Here is a 19,275-nt window from a genome sequence, read left to right as displayed (position 1 = left end):
TTATTTTTGAACGTAGTTTCTTCGAGGTAGATAATGTTTAAATCCTTTGAATCCGTCGTTGGTTTGTATGTCGCGTTTTTAAAAAAAATATATCATGTTTTTCTTTTGCTAGTAGTTTTTTTGTCAGTATGGTCAGCGGTTCCAACGATCCACTTATTTCGAAATATAGACACAGATCTCAAAGCTTTACTCCCTGAAGATTATCCGTCAGTTTTAGCTGCTGAGAAAGTGGAGAAAAAAGTAGATCAGCATGTATGGGCTGTCAGTGTAGTGTTTGAATTTAATGAACCTAAGGTTGGAGCTGAATATCTTTCAGGTATTGCTGATTATATATCACAGAGTCCTTATGTTACTGACGTGGACTTTGAAAGGGAAGGTTATGATTTTTTCGAAAAGAACGGGATGATGTTTCTTTCTTTAGAAAAAATTGAGGACCTAGATAATCGCATCGATAGAGAAATTCAAAAAAGGAAACTCGGTGGGCTGTATATAGATTTCGATGACGATGCAAATGATAAAGAGACTTTTGATTTTAGTAGCTTTCGTGACAAGTATGCGAGCGAGACTTCAAGTTTTCCCACTAGATATTATGTAAATGAAAAGGGTACTGTATATTCAGTTCTCTTGTATGCCAGTGACCCTTATCCTACATTTGCCTACATGCAAGATATGCTAGATGATGTGAAGACAAGGGTAAATGTAATGGAGATAGTAAAAAACGGAGTTGCCAGTGTTTACTATGCAGGTGGATTTGTTACGCGTATTAACGAGTACAATATTCTTACACAAGATCTGCGTATTGCCGGTATTGTAGCATTGCTAGGAATAAGCTTTTTTTTGATATGGCGATTTCGTAGGTTTCAGGCGCTGGTATTTATATTCGTGCCGTTTGGATTTGCCCTTTTGTGGAATTTTGCAATAGCGGCGAAAGTCGTTGGCAAACTAAATGTTGTTACCGCCTTTCTTTTTTCCATACTATTCGGAATGGGGGTCGATTTCGGCATACATATGCTCGCCCGCTACTGGGAGGAGAGACATAAAGGGCTTGATCTTCCTCCTGCTATTGCCAGAACAATATCGACCACAGGCCGGTCTTGTGTCACGGCCGGCCTTACGACCGCCCCTGCGTTTTATTTATTGATGATAAATACATTTAAGGGATTTTCAGAATTTGGTTTTATTGCTGGTACTGGACTTATTCTTTCTGTTGCAAGCTTTCTAACAATATTCCCCTGTTTATTAATACTTGCAGATAGGCTTGGTTTTTCTCCTCCCCTTACTGTTGCTGAACCTGTTATAAGCGTATTCAATGTTGGTTGGCGTCATCCGAGAGCGACTATCATTGTCGTTGTTATCTTGTTTGTGACTACTGCTGCCGCGATTGTGCCTAGACTTCATTTTGAGTATGACTTCAAGAAGTTGAAAGCTAGAATTGAGGGCGCCGATGTCGCTAAAGACAAGATGCGCGAAAGCGTGCGTGGCGGTGGAGCTGCGGCTGTTGTATTGGTTGATGAGGAAAATGATATTTTTGAAATTCGAAGGCAAGTTGAGAAAATAGCAGCATCAGAGGGGTCAATAGCAGATAAATTCTATTCTTTTGATCGTTTCGTTCCTGATAAACAAGAGGAAAAAAAGAAAGTTTTGGCAAGAATAGACAAGAGATTTGATGGTGAAGCTTTAAAACTGCTCAAGGATGATGAAAAAGAAAAAATAGACGATTTCAGAAGTATGTTGAAGCCCGATGAGGTCACTGCTGAAAGCCTGCCCCCTTCCGTTCGTAAATCATTTTTTGGGAAGGAAGATGTCCCTGGTCAGCTTGTTATTATTTCTCCTAGAAAAGGTGTTGAGTTGGACGATGGCCGCAATGCTATGAAATTTGCCGACGAAGTGAGGGAAATCAGGGTCGGTGATAGAGTGTATCATGCCACATCGGCGAATCTTATCTTTGCGGATGTCTTGGATACCATGCTTCGCGATTCGAAACGGGCGATACCCCTTGTCCTTTTAGCGGTTGTAGTTGTTTTGTGGATAGATTTTAGATCGTGGAAACGCGTTGCTATAGTTTCTTTTCCGCTGGCTGTCGGCGTGATGATGATGTTCGGCATTATGTGCATCTTCGGTTTGAAGCTCAATTTCTACAATATGATAGTGCTTCCAACCCTTCTAGGTCTTGGCGTAGATTATGGAGTGTACTTCTATCATCGTTATCTAGAGGATGGCCCAGGCAGCGTGCCGGAGGCTATGCGTCATACAGGCAGTGCGATTTTTATAACGGCAACTACTACGATGCTTGGTTTTGCCGGGCTGATTCTTGCCAATCACATGGGGCTTTCATCCCTTGGAACTCTTGCGGTTATCGGTATAGCAACCTGTCTTTTTGCCGCCGTCATCTCGTTTCCTGCGTTGCTTAGATTAATGGAAAATATAAAAAGTAAGTAGCTCAGCTTTTGTGTGGAGAGGAATTTTTAGATGTTAACCTATTGACATTTAAGCGTAAAACCAGACATATACCCCGTCTTATGTGTTCAAAGAGAACTACATTTGGAGTGCTTGTTATCATTGCGATTCTGTTCCTTCTCCGTCTGCCGGCCTTTTGGACGCCTATACTTGACGTGGATGAGGCCCAGTTTGCCGGATTTGCCGATTGGCTGCTTCATGGCGGTCTTCCGTATGTCAGTTCGCTAGATACCAAGCCGCTTGGCATATATTGGTTTTTTGCCGCTATATTCGCTGTTTTTGGGCGCAACAATATGATAGCTGTGCACCTTGTTACCGCACTTTGGGTCGGGGTCACGGCTCTTTTCTGTTATTTTTCAGCTCGTAATGTCTATTCGAAAAGGGCCGGGTTTTTAGCCGCATTATTTTATGTCGTTTTCAGCACCGTCTATATACCCAAATTTATATCGACCTCAATTGTCGTTATTATGATGCTACCACTTACAGCCAGCATATATGCTGCCATTGTGTGGGATCGTTCTGAGAAAATGCGATGGATCTGTCTTTCCGGTGTTTTTTGGGGAATTGCATCCCTGTTTAAGTATCAGGCCGGAATAAATCTCGTTGTGATGGCCGTGTATTTGTTGGTGCTCAGACCTTTTTTTTACGATCGAAAAATCAGATGGATAGAGTTTTCGTTTTTCTGTTTGGGTGGATCTTTGGTTGGGGCTGCCTTTGCCGGTTATCTCTTTTACGCTGGAGTCTGGGGTGAGTTTGTTAGATGGAGTCTGTCTGGTAGTGGCGCTTACATAGGTGCTGCATCCATGCTCACAGATTTTTGGCACAATCTTATTTTGCGTGGCGGAACATTTATCGCTTCCAGCCTTCTTATATGGGTTTTGACCTCCATCGCAGCAGTTCGAATAGTTCGAGGGCTTCTGAAGCTTTCCCCTAGGGGCGAATCATCGGAAGTGCTTTTGCTTCTATGGTTCTTACTTTCCATGGTTGCCGTCTCTGCGGGGGGTAAATTTTATGGACATTATTTTATACAGCTCCTTCCGGGCATGTGCATCCTTGCCGGAGGCGTAGGCAGCAGGTTTTCAAAAAAGTTTTTGCCCTTGCTCGTGGCCTGCATCTTGATACCAGCGACAGGTTTTTTCATAGCCAGGCTATATGCGGGTAAAATATATGCTGCAGTTGGTGAAGAGGACCCCTCCGTGTACGAATCGATAGCGGAGTATATTAGTTCAAATACAAAAGAGGATGACAAAATATTTGTCTGGGGGTTTGCCACTCCGATATACACGCTTTCAAACAGGCTTGGGGCCTCGCGGTTTCTATGGTGTGACTGGCTCACTGGCCGGGTTTCTGGGACTCAGTCTGCAAAAGATCCCGATTTCAGAACTGACTCTTTCATAGCGGCAGACAGTTGGGGCCTCTTCTTTGAGGATATGCGTGTAAATAAACCCGTTTATTTCATAGATACATCTCCAGGAAACCATCACGACTATGGGAAGTATCCGATTAATAAATTTCCCAATCTTTTGAATTATGTTAACGAAAACTATCTTTTCGAAATAACGATCGCAGGAGCTGACATATACAGGCGCAGGATGCCTTAGTGATAATTGGAGGTAGGTATGCGGGGAAATATGAATGACTGTGAGATCTCTATAGTTGTTCCGCTGTATAATGAGGAAGAAAATGTTAGCGAGCTTCACTCGCGCCTTGGAAAGGTCCTCAAGGGAATAGGTAGAAGCTATGAAATTATTTTTGTCGATGACGGCAGCAAAGACCGAACCTTCGCCATTGCAAGGGAGCTTCAGTTGTCGGATTCGCATCTGTCGCTTCTAAGGCTTCGCAGGAATTTCGGTCAGACTGCGGGGCTGGCAGCTGGCATAGATCACGCTTCGGGGAAGATAGTTATAACCATGGATGGTGACCTTCAGCATTTCCCGGAAGATATTCCCCTTTTGCTGGCAAAAATAGACGAGGGCTTTGATGTAGCGAGCAGCTGGCGCAAACACAGGGTTGACAATTTTTTTCTGCGGAGGCTGCCTTCGCTAATTGCAAACAAACTCATGGCCTGCCTTTCCGGTGTTCGCTTACACGACTTCGGCAGTGTTTTTAAGGCCTATCGCAGGGAAGTTATCGAAGATCTTAATTTGTACGGTGAGTTGCATAGATTCATTCCAGCCCTTGCGAGCTGGAAGGGGATATCCATAGCCGAGGTGCCAGTCCAAAATATTGTGAGGCAGAAGGGTAAATCGAACTATGGCCTTTCGAGAAGTTTTCGAGTTTTGATGGACCTGTTGACGGTTAAATTCCTGATTAGTTACATAACCCGTCCTCTTCATTTTTTTGGTGCTGGAGGTTTGTTGTTGTTTTCAGCCGGCTTTGGTGTGGCCTCAATTATAACTCTTATGTATTATTTCAGCGACCTTGCGATAAATGACCATCTTGGGAATCTTATTTTTTCTCTTCTTTGTATGGTTTTGGGCATTCAGCTTATAGCGTTGGGTCTGTCCCTTGAGGTTTCTGTAAGAACGTATCATGCAACCCATGAGCGCACCATATATGCCATCAAAGAGGCCTTTTTAAGGGGCGATGGCCCTGCAGTATAGAATTATTTATTCTGCTTTTTCTGGATCAGTTCTCTAAAAGATGAGATTTCAACTTGGTGTTCTTCCATTATCTTTTTTAGCCATGTGTCTGAAAGAATTGGGACTTCATCTTCTCTCATAGCTCCATAGCCGTCTAATTTTTCGGGACAATATCCTGGATGAACCATGATTTCAGTTGTTCCCTCCTGAATTCTTTTAGCTGCTTTCAGCCACCTCTCTTTTATTTTTGGTCCTGATCCAAGGTTAAAACCTCCGAAATTATCGGAGGTGACAAAACTCCTGTTTCTCCAGTATTTGGGTCTGGATGCCGGCATCAGTAGAATTGCAAAACGCCTCAGGGCTGCCTTGTGAAGGGAATACCATTTTCCTTCAAATGAAGACCTGACATATGAAATGCCAAACTCACGCGAGACTCTTTCCGCCGCTTCGGTTATCTTGGGAAATGCCTGTATATGATGATGGCCATCGAGATGGGTTATGTTGATCCCCTGCGAAGCAAGTTTTTCTGCCTGTGCGTACAGTTCCTTATAGGCATGATCACTGTTTATGAGACCCATGAAACATTTCACAAGCAGTTTGGATCTGGATAAAAAACGGCCTTGGTCATCGACTAGTGATGGTATCTCCGAGGGATTCGTCAATGGTCTTCCCCATGTGAGGTTTATATGCAATCCGATATCGAGATTGGGTTCTGATTTATTTAATAGTGCGATCGATTCCTGAAATTCGGTACAGTTCGTCATTACGCTCGTTGCCCTTACGGAGCCCCCTTCAGCAGCCTTTAAAATGCCTTTACTGACATCTGTCGTTATTCCAAAATCATCTGCGTTTATAATTACAGTCTTGTTCATAAGGCCTTTCAAAGTTTTGTTTGAGTGTAATTTGAACTATACAATCTACGTCTTGAAATCAATCCAAACTCCTCGCATTTTTACACCGAGTTTCCACTTTGTCGCCATATATCCGGATAATCAACAATATAATTGCTAATTATTCGCATTAAGGGCTCCAAAAAATCAATATTCCCCTTGAAAAGTGGACTGGCGCTAGCGTAGGATTTGTTTCAGATGGAAGGAGGTTTGTCATGGCGCAAAAAATGACGTGGGAAGAAATGAAGAAGGCTTATCCGAATGAGTGGCTGTTGGTTACAGATTATGAGCGAGACCGGTACGGTAACCTCTCAGTAGGTGTTGTGGAAAGACATTCGACGGACAAGGACGAGGTTTATCGTTTGCCATCCCTGAATAAGGACTGTGCGTTCGAGTACACCGGTGAGTCGACGTTCAGGGGGTTCCGTGACCATGCCGAACATCACTGTTTTTGACCCTAGTGAATACCATGTCAGGTTAGTTGGGCGCATGAGAACTGCCGCAGGTCTTGATTACGAGTATCGCGCCATTCTTGATACAGGCGCTCCATTTACTGAGTTTTCCGATCAATTTCTTCATGCAGCAGGAGTCCTTCCCGGAATTGCTTCATCTGTTTCAACCAAACATGGATTGCAGACGCAGAAATACAGGAGGCTCAAACTGCTTAGAATAGATATATGTGGCCACGTCATCGAAGATATGCAAGTCTATGTATCGCACTTCGAAAAGCACTGGGGCGTCGATGCCCTGATCGGTCTCGATTTTTTCAGGCAGTTTTGCGTTACCATTAATTACAACGCCGGGCAGATCATCACTGAGCCTTATGAGGTCTAGATTTTCAAACTATCCTTACTTAAAAATTTTTCCGGTGCGGCATTGTATGCGCGGTTTTTAGGTGGTGTTCTTCTTATTTGAATTGAGCCGACTTTTATTCCCTTTCCCAAATTTTCGTGTAAAAAACTCCGCCGTTTTTATCGATCATTTTGAAGAGGAAAGAATCTTGTTTTGCCTGGAACCAGCCGAAGCCGCTAAATGCCCCGCTTTTTATCGCTATTATAAATAAAACAAAACTCCATTCTGGAGAGTAGATAGATGATGAGTTATATTCAGAACATTATCTCTATCTCTATCTCTATCTCTATCTCTATCTCTATCTTATTAGATCCTTATTTTAAAGCGATTTGCCGCTGCCTTCGTCTTTTCTGGACTCGCGGTCTTCTAGTTGATACATATCCCCAATGTTTTCAAAGATGATAGGAATTTTCCTTACCTTTCTATGCATTCTCCTTATTTCGCAAGGTGCATCGGCAGCAGCCCCTGTTGAGATGAAATGGAGCGACTGCGTTGCCGAGGCGGCAAAAAATAATCCCGATCTCGCCGGATCTTCTCAGGCTGTCAGTCAGTCGAAGGCTGAACAGTGGATTTCCGCGAGCCCTACCTTGCCGCAGATAAGTGCGACTGCAAGCCTTGGGCGCTCCGATGATTTCTCAGGAAATGCCTCTCGCGATGAAAATCAGTACAAGGTTCGTGGTGAACAGCTCGTATTCGACGGATTTAAGACCTTCAGCAAAATAAAGTCTTCGAAACAGGGGGTAAAGGCTTCACAGTACGGTTATACCGTCACTTCCGCCTCCGTTCGCTACGAGTTAAGGAGCGCCTTTGTGGGACTCCTTCGTGCGCAGAGCCTAGTGCCGATAATGAAAGGGATAATAGAACGCAGAAAACAGAACCTTTCAATGATCAGGCTCAAATACGAATCCGGCCGTGAGCACGAGGGGTCGCTGCTTTTGGCAGAGGCCGATCTCGCGCAGGCCCAGTACGATCTGAAAAGGGCGGAGCGCGATATCTCGATCGCACAGTATGCGTTGAACAAGGCTCTAGGTCGGGACGAGGGGATTCCCGTTCGCGTAACAGGAGATTTTAAAGTCGGCTCCGATGCTAAGGGTGCCCCCGATTTAGCATCCATCGCCGAGGTTCATCCTGCAGTGGATAAGGTTCGCTCTGAATCTAGGGCGGCACAGTACGATCTCGATTCCGCAAAGGCGGAGTTTTCTCCTGTGGTAAAGTTAAGTGCTGAGGCTGGAAAAATAAAACCGATAAGCTTGAGCAGTCAGGAACATGGCTGGTCCGCTGGAATCGATTTCACGCTGCCTATATTCAATGGGGGCGAGAACATAGCGAATCTCAAAAAGAGCAGGGCAGCCTACATGCAGTCCCAGTTCGAATCGCAGAGCAAGTATGAAGGCGTCCTTTCGGATCTGCAAAAAAGCTGGCAGGAATTTCAGGATTCGATTGAAAACGTGAGCGTTCAGGAAAAGTACCTAAAGGCCTCAGAGGTGCGTGCCAAGATTTCGCGCGCGGAGTATGCCAACGGGCTTCAAATATTCGATAACTGGATCATCATCGAGGATAACTATATCAAGGCTCAGAAAAGCTACGTCAATGCGCAGGCGGAGATGCTGATCGCGGAGGCGGCGTGGGTGATGGCCCGCGGAGGGGATCTCGGATATGAACAATAGAAAGAAGATTGTAATTTTGGTTGCTATGGCTGCAGCCTTACTCGCATCACTGTGGCTTTTTTTCGGCCTTGGCGGTTCGCCGGAGAAATTTGAAGAGGTGAAAGCTGAAGTGGGGCGAATAGGGCATGTCATTTCAACTGTGGGAACGGTCAACCCGCAGAATCGGTTGGAGATCAAACCCCCGATACAGGGGCGGATCGAAAGGATCCTCGTGAGGGAAGGGGATGAGGTGAAGTCGGGGGATATCCTCGCCTTCATGAGTTCCACCGACAGGGCGACTCTGGTCGATGCGGCGAGGATCAAGGGTGGAGAAGAGCTAAGATACTGGCAGAACGCATACAAGGAGACCCCTTTGGTGGCGCCAATCGACGGCACGATAATAGTCAGAAATGTCGAGCCGGGGCAGACGGTTTCCCCCAGCGATGCGGTGCTCGTCATATCGGACCGGCTGATCGTTCAGGCAGATGTCGATGAGACCGATATCGGCGATGTCTCGGTAGGGCAGAATGCGGTGGTAGGCCTCGATGCCTATCCCGATGTGAAGGTTAAGGCCATAGTCGATCACATCTCCTACGAGTCTCAGATCTTGAATAACGTTACTATATACAAGGTCGATATCCTTCCCGAGGAGGTTCCGGAAATTTTCCGTTCCGGCATGAGCGCGAATGTTGAAATCATAGTGAGCAACAAAGAAGGCGCGCTAACCGTTCCATCGAGGGCGATCTCACAGGACGATGAAGGCGCGACCGTCCTTCTCAAAGATTCCTCCGGAAAGGGGGAAAAGACCTCCATAGAGATCGGCCTTCAGAGCAACGGCCTTACGGAGATAGTTTCGGGTTTGGAAAAGGGTGCGGTCCTTCTGATACCGATAGATACCGGCATCCATTCAAAAAAGAGCCCAAGTGGTAGCCCTTTTATGCCGACTCGCAGAGGGGCCCGATGACGGGCAAGGCCATCATAGAACTTCGCGATGTCTCGAAGACCTACCGAATGGGGGATGTCGAGGTCAGAGCTCTTGACCGCGTCTCCCTCTCCGTCATGCCCGGTGAATTCGTTGCGATCATGGGGCCCTCCGGTTCCGGGAAATCAACATTGCTTCACGTACTCGGATGTCTCGACCGCCCGGATGGCGGAGAATATTCCATATGTTCTAGAAAGGTAGGCTCGCTATCCGATAATGAGCTCGCAAGCTTGAGAAATCTTTCATTCGGATTTGTCTTTCAGCAGTTTCATCTCCTGCGAAGGATGAACGCTCTCGAAAATGTTCATCTTCCCCTTATCTATAGCAGTTCGGCTCCGGCTTCCCATGAACGCGCGATGGAAAAACTAGCTGGCGTCGCGCTGGAGGATAGGGCTTTACATCGCCCCGGAGAGCTTTCCGGCGGACAGCAGCAGCGCGTGGCAATTGCCAGGGCCCTCATCAACGATCCGATGATCATCTTTGCCGATGAGCCGACAGGCAACCTCGATTCCAAGAGCGAACAGGATATCATGCGCATTTTGCAGCAGCTAAATGCCGAGGGTAAAACCATAATCATGGTGACCCATGAGCCTGAGATAGCCTCGTACGCCAGCAGGATAATAAAGATGAGGGACGGGGCGATAGTTTCCGACGAGCAAAATCATATCCCCGGCCGCGAAAGCGCGAACGATAAAATCCCATGTGAAGTTTTCACCGCGAAGAGGTCTTCTCTAAATCGCGATGAGCTTTTTGGATATTTCAAACAGGCGATTCAGACCATCGTATCCAATCGCGTTCGTTCCTTTCTTTCTATGCTCGGAATCCTGGTAGGTGTCGCCGCAGTGATAGCTATGCTCGCGATAGGTTCCGGCGCGAAGATGTCTATAGAGGAAAACTTAAAGTCATTGGGTTCGAACCTGTTGGTTGTGCGGGGTGGCTCATCAAGGCATAGAGGGGTATCCATCGGCAGCGGAGCGGTGACTCGTTTCACCTTTCAGGACGTGGATGCTATAAGAGAGCTCGGCGAGATGGTAAATCGCGTTTCGGGAACGGTAAGCGGCAGCGCGCAGGTCGTTTACCGAAACGAAAACTGGAATACTTACGTAGAAGGGGTCGGCATCGATTTTGCCGATATGAGAGCGGCGCGCCCCGATGTCGGCAGATGGTTCGATGATGACGATATGAAAAAGCGTCGCAGGGTTGCGATAATAGGCAGAACGGTCATCGCTAAACTCTTTGGTGATGTAAGTCCGATTGGCAGGACTATCAAGATAAACAGAATCAATTACGACATTATCGGTATCGCACCGGAGAAGGGTTCGATGGGTCCTCGCGATCAGGACGATGTCATCTATCTACCATTGACGACTGCGATGTACAGGCTGCTCGGCAAGAATTATCTCGATGCGATGTATGTGGAAGTCGCTGATGGGCATTCCACGCGATACGTGCAAGGTCTCATCGAGGATATAATAAGGAAACGCCACAGACTTTATAACACTGAGGATACCTTCGATATAAGGGACATGAGCGAGATTCAGCAGATGCTCACCACGACGATGAATACGATGAGCATGCTCCTCGGCTCCATCGCCGCTATATCCCTTGTAGTCGGTGGAATCGGCATCATGAATATCATGCTGGTTTCGGTTACGGAGCGCACGCGCGAGATTGGACTTCGGCTCGCGATCGGCGCTAGACGCATAGATATCATGGCGCAGTTTTTGATAGAGTCTGTCGTCATGACCCTTTCCGGAGGATGTCTTGGCGTTGCGATAGGATGGCTCGCTGCTTTTACACTTTCTTATTTTGCTGGTTGGACAACTAATGTGACTATCTTCGCAATTTTTCTCGGGACCACATTCTCCGGAGCCGTTGGACTATTCTTCGGGATGTGGCCTGCAAAACGCGCCTCGCAGCTAGATCCTGTCGAGGCCCTGAGGTACGAATAACTTCGAATATAATTGGCTTGGGGACGTTTTCACGCGGAGTGAGTACGCGTCCCCCGACGAGGCAGAACTAAATTCGCTACGATCGCGGCGATTCCCCCCGATGCTATTCCAGATGAAAACATTTCTGCTATGAATGGAGGCAGTGCGGAAAGCCCCTCTGGGTGCATGACAACCCCGATCCCGCATCCGAAGGATATCGCCATGATCATCGTCGATCGCGCATCGATTTTGGTGAGCGAGATGATTCTTATTCCCACGGCTGCCACCGTTCCGAACATGAGAAGCGTCGCTCCACCAAGAACCGGGGCCGGCATTGCCGAAAATATCGCCGAGGTAAATGGGCAGAGGCCGAGAAGTGCCAGCATCCCCGCTATGAAATAGCCCACCTTTCTGCTCGCGATTCCGGTTAGCTGTATGATTCCGTTATTCTGCGAAAATGTCGTATTGGGCATCGATCCGAAAAGGCCTGCGATGAGGGAATTTATTCCATCGCCGAGAACTCCGCCGGATATGCGCTTGTAGTAGAGGTCTCCCTCCACCGGCTCGCCAGATACGACGGAGGTGGCGGTCAGGTCTCCGATCGTTTCCATGACCGTGATAACGTATATGAGAGCCACCGGGACAAATAGCGAGATGTCAAAAGAAAGGCCGAATTTCAGCGGCAATGGAGCTATTATTGAGCCCGCGTCGGTGCCTGAAGAGAAGTCGACCGTTCCAAACGCGAATGAAACGATGTATCCAACGACGAGCCCAAATGTTATCGCCCCCATCCTCAGGTAGATATTTTTGAAATTGTTGAAGATGATTATCGTCAGAATCACAGATGCGGCAACTGTGAGATTTGTCGGGCTGCCGAATTCCCCTAGGGCCTTTGCTTGCGCTCCTCCCGCGCACTGCTCGACGGCGACGCCGATGAGGGTGAGGCCTATTAGCGTTACCACTATCCCGCTTACGAGTGGCGAAATCGCCCTGCGTATCGCGCCGTGAAATCTGCTTATAAAAATTTCTATGAATGATCCGGCTATCGTGAGGCCGAATACCATCGGTAGTCCGCCGGCCTTTCCCGCTGCGATAAGCGGCGGTACGAAGGAGAAACTCGTTCCCTGTATGCTTAGGATTCCAGAACCTATCGGTCCGACTTTTCTGACCTGTATGAATGTGGCTACCCCCGAAACGAGGAGTGAGGCCCCGATGAGATATTGAGTCGTTTTGGGGTCGAGCCCCATGGCCAGCGCAAGCAGAAGGGGCGGCGTTATTATCGGAAGATATATTGCGAGCAGATGCTGCAGCGCCGCAAATAGCGACTGGCGAAGGTTTGGCCGGTCGTTAAGCCCGAATATCAACCCTTCATTGTTGCCTGAATTTGAGCTGTCCGTTGACATTGTGTCCTCTGTTATTAAGAGTGTCGCAACCTTAGAGCTCTGGATTTAATAAGCCCCTTAAATTCATTTTTCATATCGTCGGTGAGAAATGATTTATCTATGATTTCGTAGAATATCTCCAGTCTGTCCAAAAAAAGATTAATCGCATTTTTGATCTGGATTTTGTTGAGATTTATGTTTTCGCCGAAAATATAAAAATCATTACCGCTGAGTTTTTTCTTTTTTCCGCATATGGGAAGCGCCATTTCCTCCGAATCTACTGACTCGGGGATCAAGAGCCTAGTTGATAGCAGATCGTATGCGGGGGAGAGGAAGAATTTCTCGGGATCTTTCATGATAAGTGAAAAATTTTTAAGATGCATGTCGGCGTTGCCTATCAAGAAAGAATGGATGGCTAGTTCAAAAAATCTAACAATGTCCAGCATCGGCGCGGAAGAATATTGTCTAATTGCCTTTGCAATATTTTCCATAGAGCCCTTGTACTTGTCTTCCGTCAATCGTTCGGTCAATTGACACATATCTTCCATGTGAAGCTTTCCGCCGTCTTTGGGTCTGTCTATTCGTCTTGAAATATACGCGAGTTCTCCTGAAGCCAGCCTTATGAGTGCGTAGGGGACAACTTGTATGTTTGCAGCCTCGGCAAGCATCATCGAGAGGTGCTCAACTTGGGGCATTTCGGGATATCTGTCGGCAGGAGGTTTTAAAATGAAACGTCCCCAGACGTTCGTAAAGGTCAAACGTCTCTCTTTTTTACTTTTCCTCACGCCCAACGAAATCTTTTTCTGAACTCCGGTGATATTTGCACAGCTTTCCCTTATTTCATTTTTTGCAATTTCTTTCAGCTCTTCAATTTTATAGGGGAGCAGTGGAACGGAATGCGTTTGAAAAAAACGCTTTGCGCATTTTTCATGGTAATCGGCGTTCTTCACGTCTTCGTAGCATATAAGGCACTTACTCATTTGCCGCCTCCAGCGATACAGCTCCGATGCAGTCTTTGCAACAAGCAAGGAGAAGTCCCATTCTGTCCCTCGGGTCGAGTTTCCAGAGATCGACCGATATTTCTAGCAGCCACCCCTCCGGAATCAGACCGTCGAAAAAGGGGAAGAGAGTTTTCGAATTGTAGATCCCTTCCGATATAGGAAGAGTGAGGCTGACCGCCTTTGCGTCGATTTCCGAGATATATTTTTTGTCATAGAAAAATTTATATCCCTCTGAATCCTCTACGAGGTATCCTGCTAGAATATCTGAATAGAATACATTTGCTTTTCTGGTCATTCCGCCTCCACAGATTTGCTGTCGATCGGCGCCATTTCACAACCGAAAAGGGAAAGTACTTGATTGACCTTATCCATGCGGAGGGATTTTTTCCCTTGCTCCATGCTGCGGACAAAACAGAGACCTACTCCGGCCTTTAGGGCCAGCTCCTCCTGTGTGAGATTCATTACCTTCCTTTGTTTTTTTAGAAAACTTTTTAAGTTGAGCTGCATAGCTTCTCCACGGCAGTTTATATTAGATAGTATATAAAAAATACACCATAGATTCTTTTATATTATATCGAATATAAAAATCCAGTCAATAATATTTTTTATATATTATCGTATATAATTTTATATGGATTTATGAAGCCTGCGCACCGATTGGCCGCAGTTCGAGCCGATCTCGTTTTCCTTGAGATCTCCGATGCTAAGTATGACATCGAATCCGTGCCCTGTGAGCTTCTCCGCGAAAGGCTCGGCTATCTCTTCGAAAGAAGATCTAAGCCCTGCCTCATCGGCCGATTCGGTAGGGTTTAGCGGCGTCATCTTTACGCAGAAGTGTTCAGGGGAGAAATGTCTGGCTATGACATCGGCGTCATAATCGAGTCCCTTTACCGTGGTGAAGTTGAGCGCTGCCTTTCTTTCTCCCCTTCTTACGAACCGCTTACCGAATTTCGATATTTCGTCGAAAGACATCTTGGCTATCGGCATCATATGGTCCCTTTGCGCGGGATCGGTTGAATTTATCGAGAACTGTATTTGGAAGAGATGTTCTGAATAAAGCTCATTTTTTATTTCCAGCAATTCTTCGAACCACCTCTTCGACGCGGCGGGGGCGGTCGTGGCGACGCACGGGATCATCAACTTCGGCGCAACAAGGGAGGGGAGTGCTCGCAGCGCTTCTAGCACGGAGTTGTTTAGCGCCGGTTCCCCCATTCTAGCGAACTGTATTTTGAGCTTTTCGCAAGAATTTGCGAACTCATCCGGGTATCTCGACAGGATGTGGCGAACCTGGGAGAGAATTTCATCGGCGGAGAGATCCCCATGATAATTTCCGCCGGAATCGCACATAGGGCATTTCACCGGACAGCCGAACTGTGTCGATAATATCATGACCCATTTTTTGTTGCGCGGCATCGTCGGGTCCTTGGCGTCCACGAACTCCGCGAGAAATTTTTCATCCCCCCTAAATTTGGCTACGAACACCTCGGCGAGATTCTTGTCGCCGCTTTCACTTATTATTTTCATCTTTTTTAAGCCTTTCATATGCGGACTGTGCCGCAGCTATCCCATCCCCTGCTGCGATTGCGATGTGCCTCAGCCTGCCCCGGCAGATATCCCCGGCGAAGAAAAGCCCTTTTGGGGCCTTTGCCTCTCCGGGCGATATTGTAAGGCCTGCGAAATTTTTGATGATATTTTGAACGAAGGGGACCTCAGAGTTTTTACCTATGCAGCTTATGAGGATGTCGTACGGTATTTTCGTTGGATCGGAATTCTTTATTATCCGCACGCCGCGCTTTTTTGCTCGTTCTGCCACCCTGTGGATCGCCGATATTTTTTCGCCGCGCATGGAGATAGTGACGCTTTTCGCGTTGAGTGCGAACTCTGCAGCGAGGTCGAAGGCGCAGTCTCCACCTCCCGCGATGAGAACATCTTTGCCGTCGTGAGGGGTCTTCGCCGGATCGGCATAGGGGATTTCATTTTTTATCCCGATCGTTTTCGGGGACATGCCGGTGGCTACTATGATATTTAGAGCTAGAATATTCCCGGCGCTCGTTTTTAATACGAAGACATTTTCGTCCAAGTTAAGTGATACCGCCTCGGCTGAAATTACTTTCACCTTCCATCTTGCGAGTTGATCCTTGAAGTTGGAAATTAGATCTCTACCCCGTATCCCATCCGGGAATCCCGGATAATTCTCTATCCAGGGGGCGATGTTTGCCTGACCGCCGAGTTCGTTTTTTTCGACTAGTGCAGTTGTAAGCCCCAGTCTTGAAGCGTGTATCGCTGCGGCAATCCCAGCTGGCCCCCCTCCGACTATTGCAAGTCCGTAATTTAGAACCATTTCAGGAGCTCTCCGGTAGTAGGGGTCGGTGAGAATCCATAACTCAAGTTCAAAAGGGCCGCTTCATGGTGCTGCATATTCTTCGCGGCGCATGCATCGGAAACCACGATCGGCTGATAGCCAAGCATGAAGGCGTGTCTCGCTGTAGTCTCAACGCAAAGGTTTGTCATGACGCCGCAGATGACGAGGGCCTCGGTGTCGTTTTTCTTGAGAATTGTATCTAGCTCAGTACCGTGAAAGGCGCTGTAGCTCTTCTTTATGATGATGAGGTCGGCAGGGGCGGGATTCATTTCTTCAATTAGATGCGATTCATCGTCTTCCAACATGGGGAGCTTTTCCTCCCACCATTTTCCCATCATTCCTGTATCCTCATTCATCTCATAACCATGTCTGGTGAAGATGATGGGTTTTGATCGGATATGAAACTCATTCATAAGAGACGCGATATTGGGAATGATTTTTTTTGCCCCCTCTATGCATGCTCGTTCCCCCGGTTCGAGAAAATAGCGCTGCATGTCTATTGCGATTAGGGCGGCCTTTTTAAGACTTACATTTTTCATCTCTCCTCCAAAAAAAAACACCCGGGCCCTTCGGCCTGGGTGGTTTCGTGGAACCTGTCATAACCGTCGAAGCGGGAGTATAGGTAAAAGAGACGACAAGGCAAGTAAAACATATGAATGTCTCGTGAACAAAAATCTTATTCTTTGAGATAGCTCAATTTTGTAGAATATTAATAAGGTTAGACAAAATCGGATTAAAGATCAGAGATTAGCGACCACGACCGACGATCACTTCAGTTTGTAGAGCATCCTCACCGCCTGAAGCAGCGCCGATTGAAGCTCCTCGTAGATAGGCTTGCTGATATATCCATAAGCGATAGCGACATCGAAGATAGAGGATACTTCGGTAGCAGATCCTATCGCGATATCGAAAAACCTCCTTCTCTCCTTGATCGACCTCCTGCCGTTCCCCTCCGCGATATTTAGTATAACGCTCGAAAGTGCCCTTTTAAGCTGATCCACTAGATAGCCCGATCCCGAGGGCCAAGAGTCGATTAGCTCTGGCATCCTTTTTGCCACCCCAAGGCAAAGATTGTAGCAGTAAAGCCGCTGATGTCCGAACATAACGCCTCCCTTTGTGATTTTAATTTCAAAACCTCCCGACCGAAGTGAGAGGTTTTGAAATTAAAATCACAAGGAGGGGGTTTTAAATGAATCATCAGCGGCTTCACTGCTACGGACTTTTGCTTTCGGTCGCAAAAAAGATGCCAGAGCTAATCGGATCCCTTCCAAGGGGGAATTACTATCTGGAGGATCAGCTTAAACGGGCGCTTTCTAGCACGCTACTTAACTTGGCGGAGGGAAACGGCAGGAGGTTGCAGAGAGACAGAAATCGGTTTTTCGATATTTCGCTAGGGTCAATAGCCGAGGTCGCCTCGATTATCGATATCTTGTCGGTTTATGGATATATATCGGCAGGCTATCAGGAGGAGCTGAAAACGCTGCTTCGCAGGGCGTACGCGATGATCATCAATCTGAAGAAGTTTAATCCGGCATCTTAAGTCTTCAGCTTCATCGTCATTTTAAAGCGATCTTTTTTACAACTTATTAATCTGGATTTTATGTAGTCTTGACATGTGAACGATTGACGTGGTTTTACCTCAGCCGATGAAGATAGAGATAAACGAACAATTTGCGAAGGCATTGCAGCTGATGGAGGAGGGGAAACGTAATGCCTTTATCACTGGCAAGGCTGGAACCGGCAAGTCCACCCTGCTGTCGCATTTTCGCCAGTCGACCAGCCGCGAGGTAGTCGTTGTCGCCCCCACCGGCGTTGCCGCTGTCAACGTCGGCGCACAGACGATGCATTCATTTTTCGGCTTTAGGCCGGATGTCACAGTCGAAAAGGCCAGGTATTTGGCCAAAAAAGCATCCGAGGATGGGAAAGCAAAACTCTATCGCAGGATGGAGACCCTGATCATCGACGAGATATCGATGGTGCGCGCCGATCTCTTCGACTGTGCGGACCAGTTCCTGCGTACCGTCCGCGAGGTGAAATCCGAACCGTTCGGCGGTGTTCAGGTGATCATGATAGGCGATCTCTACCAGCTTCCGCCTGTGGTAACGTCGAGAGAGCGGGAGATATTCTCTAAGCATTACAAGAGCCCGTTTTTCTTCGATTCGAACGTATATCCGGAGATGGATGTGTCTGTTCTCGAACTTGAGAAGATATATCGGCAGCACGACGACCTCTTTATCGATCTTCTCGGCGCGGTCAGAAATAACACCATCGATCATTCGGGCCTTTCAATTTTAAACGCGAGGGTCGCTGTCGATGCCGTCGATATCGATGATGGAGCTATCTATCTCACCGCCCTTAACCGCGAGGCCGATGCGGTTAACGAGGCGAAGCTCGCCAAACTTAAAGGCAAGAGCCGCAGGTATAAAGCGGAGCTTCAAGGTGATTTTGATGAAAAAGCCTTTCCTGCCGACCCGCATATTTCTCTGAAAGTTGGCGCGCAGGTGATGATGCTAAACAACGATCAGTTCGGTAGGTGGGTCAACGGCACGATAGGGCGCGTCGTCGCGATGAGGTCCGATTCGATAGATGTCGAACTCCAAGATGGCAGCGTCGAAGAGGTCGAACCGCACAGCTGGCAGATGTTTAGCTACGAATTCAACGAGCACGCGCGTCATATCGTTTCCGAACCGGTCGGGAATTTCACCCAGCTTCCTGTGATGCTCGCATGGGCGGTTACAATTCACAAGTCGCAGGGAAAGACTTTCGATAACGCCGTTATAGATGCAGGAAGGGCCTTTGCCCCGGGGCAGGTCTACGTCGCGCTGAGCAGGCTCAGAACTCTGGAAGGGATCCGCCTCGCGCACCCGTTGAAAAAATCTCATGTCCGCGTCGACTGGAGGGTCGTTCGCTTTCTCACCTCTCATCGTTACGCTATTTCAGAAGACAAACTCCCACTCGACAAGAAGATTGCGATTATAGAGAAGGCTATAAATGAGAGACAGAAGCTTGAAATCCTCTATCTAAAGGCTAATGACACGAGGTCGAAACGCGTTATTCGTCCTCTCGAAGTTGGCGAAATGTACTATGACGAGTGGAGCTTTATTGGCCTGCGCGGCATCTGCGAGCTTCGCCGCGAAGAGCGCAGCTTCCGCGTCGACAGGATCCTAGAGATGAGGGTTGTGGAATAATA

19 protein-coding genes are annotated in these 19,275 nt (G+C 47.4%); 10 read left to right on the top strand and 9 right to left on the bottom strand.

Annotation, left to right across the window (positions count from 1 at the left end; all coding sequences use genetic code 11):
• Nucleotides 1–33: 33 nt before the first annotated feature.
• The 3 genes from GX659_02295 to GX659_02285 all read left to right on the top strand — a co-directional run bounded on the left by GX659_02295 (nt 34) and on the right by GX659_02285 (nt 5,060).
• Nucleotides 34–2,439, top strand: a complete 2,406-nt coding sequence (locus tag GX659_02295) for an MMPL family transporter (protein NLD27622.1) — start codon at nt 34–36, stop codon at nt 2,437–2,439.
• An 80-nt stretch (nt 2,440–2,519) separates the two neighbouring features.
• On the top strand, nt 2,520–4,058 hold the full coding sequence (locus GX659_02290) for a glycosyltransferase family 39 protein (GenBank protein NLD27621.1): 1,539 nt from the start codon (nt 2,520–2,522) through the stop codon (nt 4,056–4,058).
• Between the two features lie 30 nt (nt 4,059–4,088).
• On the top strand, nt 4,089–5,060 hold the full coding sequence (locus GX659_02285; GenBank protein NLD27620.1) for a glycosyltransferase family 2 protein: 972 nt from the start codon (nt 4,089–4,091) through the stop codon (nt 5,058–5,060).
• A gap of 2 nt (nt 5,061–5,062) precedes the next feature.
• Here GX659_02285 and GX659_02280 read toward each other — a convergent pair whose 3' ends face one another.
• Complete coding sequence (locus tag GX659_02280) at nt 5,063–5,911, bottom strand: ChbG/HpnK family deacetylase (GenBank protein ID NLD27619.1); 849 nt, start codon at nt 5,909–5,911, stop codon at nt 5,063–5,065.
• A gap of 233 nt (nt 5,912–6,144) precedes the next feature.
• On the opposite strand from GX659_02280, the gene GX659_02275 reads away from it, so the two are divergent.
• The 5 genes from GX659_02275 (at nt 6,145) to GX659_02255 (ending at nt 11,361) form a co-directional block, all read left to right on the top strand.
• Nucleotides 6,145–6,384: a hypothetical protein gene (locus tag GX659_02275; protein ID NLD27618.1), complete on the top strand. Its 240-nt coding sequence runs from the start codon at nt 6,145–6,147 to the stop codon at nt 6,382–6,384.
• A complete protein-coding gene (locus tag GX659_02270; protein ID NLD27617.1) occupies nt 6,362–6,763 on the top strand; it encodes a hypothetical protein in 402 nt (133 codons plus the stop codon). The genes GX659_02275 and GX659_02270 overlap by 23 nt, the downstream gene beginning before the upstream one ends.
• A 416-nt stretch (nt 6,764–7,179) precedes the next feature.
• Nucleotides 7,180–8,448 carry a TolC family protein gene (locus GX659_02265; GenBank protein ID NLD27616.1) on the top strand — a complete coding sequence of 423 codons (1,269 nt, stop codon included), beginning with the start codon at nt 7,180–7,182 and terminating at the stop codon, nt 8,446–8,448.
• A complete protein-coding gene (locus tag GX659_02260; protein ID NLD27615.1) occupies nt 8,438–9,391 on the top strand; it encodes an HlyD family efflux transporter periplasmic adaptor subunit in 954 nt (317 codons plus the stop codon). The genes GX659_02265 and GX659_02260 overlap by 11 nt, the downstream gene beginning before the upstream one ends.
• A gap of 11 nt (nt 9,392–9,402) precedes the next feature.
• Nucleotides 9,403–11,361, top strand: a complete 1,959-nt coding sequence (locus GX659_02255; GenBank protein ID NLD27614.1) for an ATP-binding cassette domain-containing protein — start codon at nt 9,403–9,405, stop codon at nt 11,359–11,361.
• A 29-nt stretch (nt 11,362–11,390) separates the two neighbouring features.
• On the opposite strand, the gene GX659_02250 is transcribed toward GX659_02255, so the two are convergent.
• The 8 genes from GX659_02250 to GX659_02215 all read right to left on the bottom strand — a co-directional run bounded on the left by GX659_02250 (nt 11,391) and on the right by GX659_02215 (nt 17,188).
• Complete coding sequence (locus tag GX659_02250) at nt 11,391–12,743, bottom strand: purine permease (GenBank protein NLD27613.1); 1,353 nt, start codon at nt 12,741–12,743, stop codon at nt 11,391–11,393.
• 14 nt (nt 12,744–12,757) lie between these two features.
• Nucleotides 12,758–13,702: a HipA domain-containing protein gene (locus GX659_02245; GenBank protein NLD27612.1), complete on the bottom strand. Its 945-nt coding sequence runs from the start codon at nt 13,700–13,702 to the stop codon at nt 12,758–12,760.
• Nucleotides 13,695–14,018 (bottom strand): phosphatidylinositol kinase, encoded by a 324-nt coding sequence (locus tag GX659_02240; protein ID NLD27611.1) that lies wholly within the window; start codon nt 14,016–14,018, stop codon nt 13,695–13,697. Before GX659_02240 ends, GX659_02245 begins: the two co-directional genes overlap by 8 nt.
• Nucleotides 14,015–14,230 carry a helix-turn-helix transcriptional regulator gene (locus GX659_02235; GenBank protein ID NLD27610.1) on the bottom strand — a complete coding sequence of 72 codons (216 nt, stop codon included), beginning with the start codon at nt 14,228–14,230 and terminating at the stop codon, nt 14,015–14,017. Before GX659_02235 ends, GX659_02240 begins: the two co-directional genes overlap by 4 nt.
• A 120-nt stretch (nt 14,231–14,350) precedes the next feature.
• A complete protein-coding gene (locus GX659_02230; GenBank protein ID NLD27609.1) occupies nt 14,351–15,247 on the bottom strand; it encodes a radical SAM protein in 897 nt (298 codons plus the stop codon).
• Nucleotides 15,231–16,064, bottom strand: coding sequence for an NAD(P)/FAD-dependent oxidoreductase (locus GX659_02225; protein NLD27608.1), 834 nt, complete (start codon nt 16,062–16,064; stop codon nt 15,231–15,233). Before GX659_02225 ends, GX659_02230 begins: the two co-directional genes overlap by 17 nt.
• On the bottom strand, nt 16,055–16,624 hold the full coding sequence (locus GX659_02220) for a cysteine hydrolase (GenBank protein ID NLD27607.1): 570 nt from the start codon (nt 16,622–16,624) through the stop codon (nt 16,055–16,057). Before GX659_02220 ends, GX659_02225 begins: the two co-directional genes overlap by 10 nt.
• Before the next feature lie 228 nt (nt 16,625–16,852).
• Nucleotides 16,853–17,188, bottom strand: coding sequence for a four helix bundle protein (locus GX659_02215; GenBank protein ID NLD27606.1), 336 nt, complete (start codon nt 17,186–17,188; stop codon nt 16,853–16,855).
• Nucleotides 17,189–17,274: 86 nt separating this feature from the next.
• On the opposite strand from GX659_02215, the gene GX659_02210 reads away from it, so the two are divergent.
• Both GX659_02210 and GX659_02205 read left to right on the top strand, forming a co-directional pair.
• Nucleotides 17,275–17,625: a four helix bundle protein gene (locus GX659_02210; protein ID NLD27605.1), complete on the top strand. Its 351-nt coding sequence runs from the start codon at nt 17,275–17,277 to the stop codon at nt 17,623–17,625.
• Nucleotides 17,626–17,731: 106 nt separating this feature from the next.
• On the top strand, nt 17,732–19,273 hold the full coding sequence (locus GX659_02205) for an AAA family ATPase (GenBank protein ID NLD27604.1): 1,542 nt from the start codon (nt 17,732–17,734) through the stop codon (nt 19,271–19,273).
• The last annotated feature ends 2 nt before the right edge of the window (nt 19,274–19,275 follow it).

Source organism: Myxococcales bacterium, from assembly GCA_012513515.1.
Classification (GTDB): domain Bacteria; phylum UBA10199; class UBA10199; order 2-02-FULL-44-16; family JAAZCA01; genus JAAZCA01.
Note: the sequence above shows the minus strand (reverse complement) of the source record. Positions and strands in the feature narration are given on the sequence as shown.